The sequence below is a fragment of the Candidatus Desulfatibia sp. genome (genome assembly GCF_036446775.1).
Classification (GTDB): domain Bacteria; phylum Desulfobacterota; class Desulfobacteria; order Desulfobacterales; family UBA11574; genus Desulfatibia_A.
Window position 1 is genome coordinate 1 of record NZ_JAZFTO010000082.1, and the last position, 3,776, is coordinate 3,776.

Annotated in this window: 6 protein-coding genes; all 6 read left to right on the forward strand. The window is 45.7% G+C overall.

Annotation, left to right across the window (positions count from 1 at the left end):
- Positions 1-763 (forward strand): hypothetical protein (locus tag V3S16_RS03575; protein WP_413883303.1); only part of this gene is annotated, 763 nt, incomplete at its 5' end.
- Between the two features lie 10 nt (positions 764-773).
- A complete protein-coding gene (locus tag V3S16_RS03580; RefSeq protein ID WP_413883304.1) occupies positions 774-965 on the forward strand; it encodes a hypothetical protein in 192 nt (63 codons plus the stop codon).
- Between the two features lie 19 nt (positions 966-984).
- Positions 985-1,551 carry a hypothetical protein gene (locus V3S16_RS03585; RefSeq protein ID WP_413883305.1) on the forward strand — a complete coding sequence of 189 codons (567 nt, stop codon included), beginning with the start codon at positions 985-987 and terminating at the stop codon, positions 1,549-1,551.
- A gap of 351 nt (positions 1,552-1,902) precedes the next feature.
- Positions 1,903-2,127, forward strand: coding sequence for a hypothetical protein (locus V3S16_RS03590; RefSeq protein WP_413883306.1), 225 nt, complete (start codon positions 1,903-1,905; stop codon positions 2,125-2,127).
- A gap of 9 nt (positions 2,128-2,136) precedes the next feature.
- The gene (locus V3S16_RS03595) at positions 2,137-3,048 is read left to right on the forward strand and encodes an SDH family Clp fold serine proteinase (RefSeq protein WP_413883307.1); all 912 of its coding nucleotides are present in this window, start codon (positions 2,137-2,139) and stop codon (positions 3,046-3,048) included.
- Positions 3,049-3,162: 114 nt separating this feature from the next.
- Positions 3,163-3,776: ABC transporter ATP-binding protein (locus V3S16_RS03600; protein WP_413883308.1), on the forward strand; the 614-nt coding region annotated here is incomplete at its 3' end.

The window sequence follows — 3,776 nt, forward strand, 5'->3', positions numbered from 1 at the left end:
CCCGCAGGCTTATTACGAGCGGCTCTTCTGGACGCCGGGGCACATTCAGCAGATACTCAACGGCGCGATGCTGGTTGCCGTGTGGCACGCACTCTTGAAAATATCTACTCCGGGCGAAATAAAGCTGTGGAAGTTCCTTAAGGGAGCCAACAAATGGCTGGCGCTCTCGGCTTTGATTCTGCTGGGCATGTCGTTTGTCTTCGACCCGCTGCATCCTTATTCGAGGATAGGCTCGGAGATAGTTTACGCGTTGGGTATTGGCATACCGCTTTTTTTGCATATCATAAATATTTTTTTAAGGATGAAGTTCGATTATAAAAGTCCGGCGTCGGTTGCGCTTTTGTTTTCGATGCTGATTTACCTTTTCGGCGTGTTCATAGCTTACGCCGGGTTCCAAAACGACACGCGAGTCCCCGCGCATTACCACGGCGCGATAACGGCGCTTACGCTCGCCCTTATGGGTTTCGCCTATCACATGATGGTTGGGTACAAAGTGCGGATATCGCTGCCCGGAGTTGCGAAGTTTCAGCCGTACCTTTACGGCGCGGGGATGTTCATGTTCATCATGGGGCTTTTTATATCGGGAATATTCGGCGCGCCGCGCAAGACGTTCGGCGTGGACTGGACGGACAACCCCGCCGTCCTTGCAGCGCTAACGCTCATGGGTGTCGGCACCCTGCTTGCCGTTATCGGCGGCGCGCTCTTCGTCCTTTACGCGGGGCTGACGCTGGTAAAGGAAAGGAAACTCGAAAGCGGGTTATAAAAGGAGGCTTATGGTAAAACACGGAATCGATCCTACTAATTTTAAATGTGCCGGCGATAAGCCTGACAGCAACAATCAACCTGTAAGCGAAGGACCAAAAAAGCCGCCGATAAGCAAGGGCGCGTTTGCCGTAATCCTTTTGCTTATAGCACTTTTCTTTTACGTCAGCATCGCCATAAAAATCTATTTAAAAGGCCCGTAGCCTCCACCCCGCATCCATAATGAAAGGCCTTCCGGATTACTGGGGGATAAGCGAAGATGAGACGCGCCTTGAATACCGGTGCGACGGCTTTATAACGACGATAGACACAGAGCTTTTCCGCGCGGTCGGCATAGACGCCCCCGCGTCCACGGTATTCCGCTGGCTTTGCCAGTTGAAGCTGGCCCCCTATAGTTACGACTGGATAGATAACTTCGGCCGCCAAAGCCCGCAAACACTTACGCCGGGAGCCGAGAACCTCGAAAAGGGCCAGCGCGTGATGACGATTTTCAGGCTGGTCGATTTTGAAAAGGACCGCCACATTACGCTGGCGATGGACATCCCGTGGGCAAAGCGTTTATTGGGCGAGACGTCCGTTACCTATATGGTTGTTCCCCAAGGGCAAGGTGAAGGGGGCGGATGCCGTCTTTTGGTTAAGCTGTGTATCATGTATCCGGCGGCTTTTTTCAAAGGCGTGTTGGGTTTCCCTTTTCGTCTTTTCCTTTCATGGGGCGATTTAATCATGATGAGAAAGCAACTTTTAAACTTGAAAGAGCTATCGGAAAAAACTGTTCAAAACGGCAAATAGGCGGCATTTTAACCGGAACTGTTTTGTACGCGAGACTGACGATGATAAGGGTCTGGTTTCGCGAACCGTAATAGAAAGCTAATAATTCAAGAATTCTTTATAAATGCAAATCACCCAAGATTTCCTTTAGCACCAAATTAACCAAGTTCAGCAAATCAAGCATCTAAGGTTGCAATCTTAAAAGGAATTAGTCAATGTACACAAATGAGCGAAATATTACCGAAACTTATAAGATGCTTAATAAGCATAAAAAAGCTATTAAGGAATTTCCACCGATCTATGCTAGAATCTAATTGTAGGAAAGGTGGTTGTGATCTTTTTAATAAAACTTGGGGGTGTGAAGGTGCGTGTATGGAGAATAAAAACTACAAAAATGGCACTCTAGACCATTTTCCATATTTATCCAAAGAGAGTATGGAAGAAATTGATCGTGGTTTTGATCTTCTAAAAATAGAAACTACAGATCAATATTTTGGAGCAGATCTATACACAAAGCTTTTTCAGAAAGTAAGCGTGTTACGTTATGAGGGTATTGTTTTTACAACTTCTGCAAATACGTATACATCACAGAAGTAAGCTTGCTAAATGCCAAGTTGGGGAGAAATCTTAAAAGAAATAGGATCATCCCAAAGGAAGGATGCGTTAGATTACGTTCGTCGGAAATATATTAAAAAACTCCATGAAAAACGTGGCAGAAATGTGATCTGTTATTATTCTGGCTGGTTACAGAAGCCTAGAATTGGGGGAGTAGAGATCGATGATAATGATAAAAACACTTTTATGGCCACAATTCATGGACTTGATCGTACAAAAGGATTGGACTTAATTATTCATACACCTGGCGGGCAAGTGGCAGCAACTGAATCACTCGTGCATTATCTTAGAACAATGTTTGCTACCGACATTAATATATTTATACCTCAAATTGCAATGTCTGCGGGAACAATGATTGCGTGCGCAGGGCTAGTTATTTATATGGGTAAGCACTCAAATATTGGCCCAATAGACCCCCAGTTTAATGGTATCCCTGCGTATGGTGTTATTGAGGAATTTAATCTTGCTATAAAAGAAATTAAAGAAGATCCAGCAAAAATACCAATTTGGCAAACTATTATAAGCAAATATCACCCAACATTTTTGGGTGAATGTAGAAATGCAATTGCGTGGTCAAAAGAAATTGTAACAGAGTGGCTTTCTACGGGAATGTTTTTAACAAGTTCAAATCCGAAAAATGTTGCTGAGGAGGTTGTGAAAAAGTTATCCGATAGGGCAATGATGAAAACACATTCGAGACATATCAGCACTGAACAGGCAAAAGAGATTGGATTGAAAATTGAGAATCTAGAACAAGACAGTGAATTGCAAGACCTTGTCCTAACCATTCACCATTGTTTTGTCCATACTTTTAATCAATCAAATGCTATTAAAATTACTGAAAACCATAATGGTATTGCTTACGTTTCTAGCGCTATTGTTGGAGTTGGTGGCAAAGCATAACGTATTTTTATTTCACCTCTTAATATTATTAATCATATTTGCGTCCGCCAATATTGGACGAGCTTTAAATTTCTGCATGGTATGATATTGCATTCGTTACATTTGGGGGATTAATTGACGGCAATAAAAACATACGAAGTACGGCACACATATCCGGCAAAGCGCGGGACGCAAGGGCGCGAGGCGCTTAAGGGGATAGATTTCTCCGTTGATAAAGGGGAGATCTTCGGATTCCTGGGCCCTAACGGAAGCGGCAAGACGACGCTATTCAAAATCATCTCCACGCTTATTACGGCCACGTCGGGAAGGGCGGAGATATTCGGCAAGGACATTACCCAATACGCCGCCGAGGTGCGCCGAACTTTCGGCGTGGTTTTTCAGAATCCAAGCCTCGACAAGAAACTGACGGTGATGGAAAACCTCACGCATCAGGGGCACCTTTACGGAATACGGGGCGCGGCGTTAAAGGAAAAGATAGAAACCCTTTTAACGAAATTCGGTATTTCCGACAGGCGCGGCGAATTTGCCGAAAACCTTTCGGGCGGCCTGCGGCGCAGGGTGGAGATAGCAAAGGGCCTCATACACGATCCGCGCCTGTTGATACTCGACGAGCCGTCCACCGGCCTCGACCTCGGCGCGCGGCGCAATATGTGGCATACGCTGGAAGAACTCCGCGAGAGCGGCGGCGTTACGGTAGTCCTTACCACGCACCTTTCCAACGAGGCCGA

Excerpts from the sequence above, each read along its gene's own strand:
- V3S16_RS03580 (WP_413883304.1), top strand. The coding sequence starts at position 774 with ATGGTAAAACACGGAATCGATCCTACTAATTTTAAATGTGCCGGCGAT.
- V3S16_RS03585 (WP_413883305.1), top strand. The coding sequence starts at position 985 with ATGAAAGGCCTTCCGGATTACTGGGGGATAAGCGAAGATGAGACGCGC.
- V3S16_RS03590 (WP_413883306.1), top strand. The coding sequence starts at position 1,903 with ATGGAGAATAAAAACTACAAAAATGGCACTCTAGACCATTTTCCATAT.
- V3S16_RS03595 (WP_413883307.1), top strand. The coding sequence starts at position 2,137 with ATGCCAAGTTGGGGAGAAATCTTAAAAGAAATAGGATCATCCCAAAGG.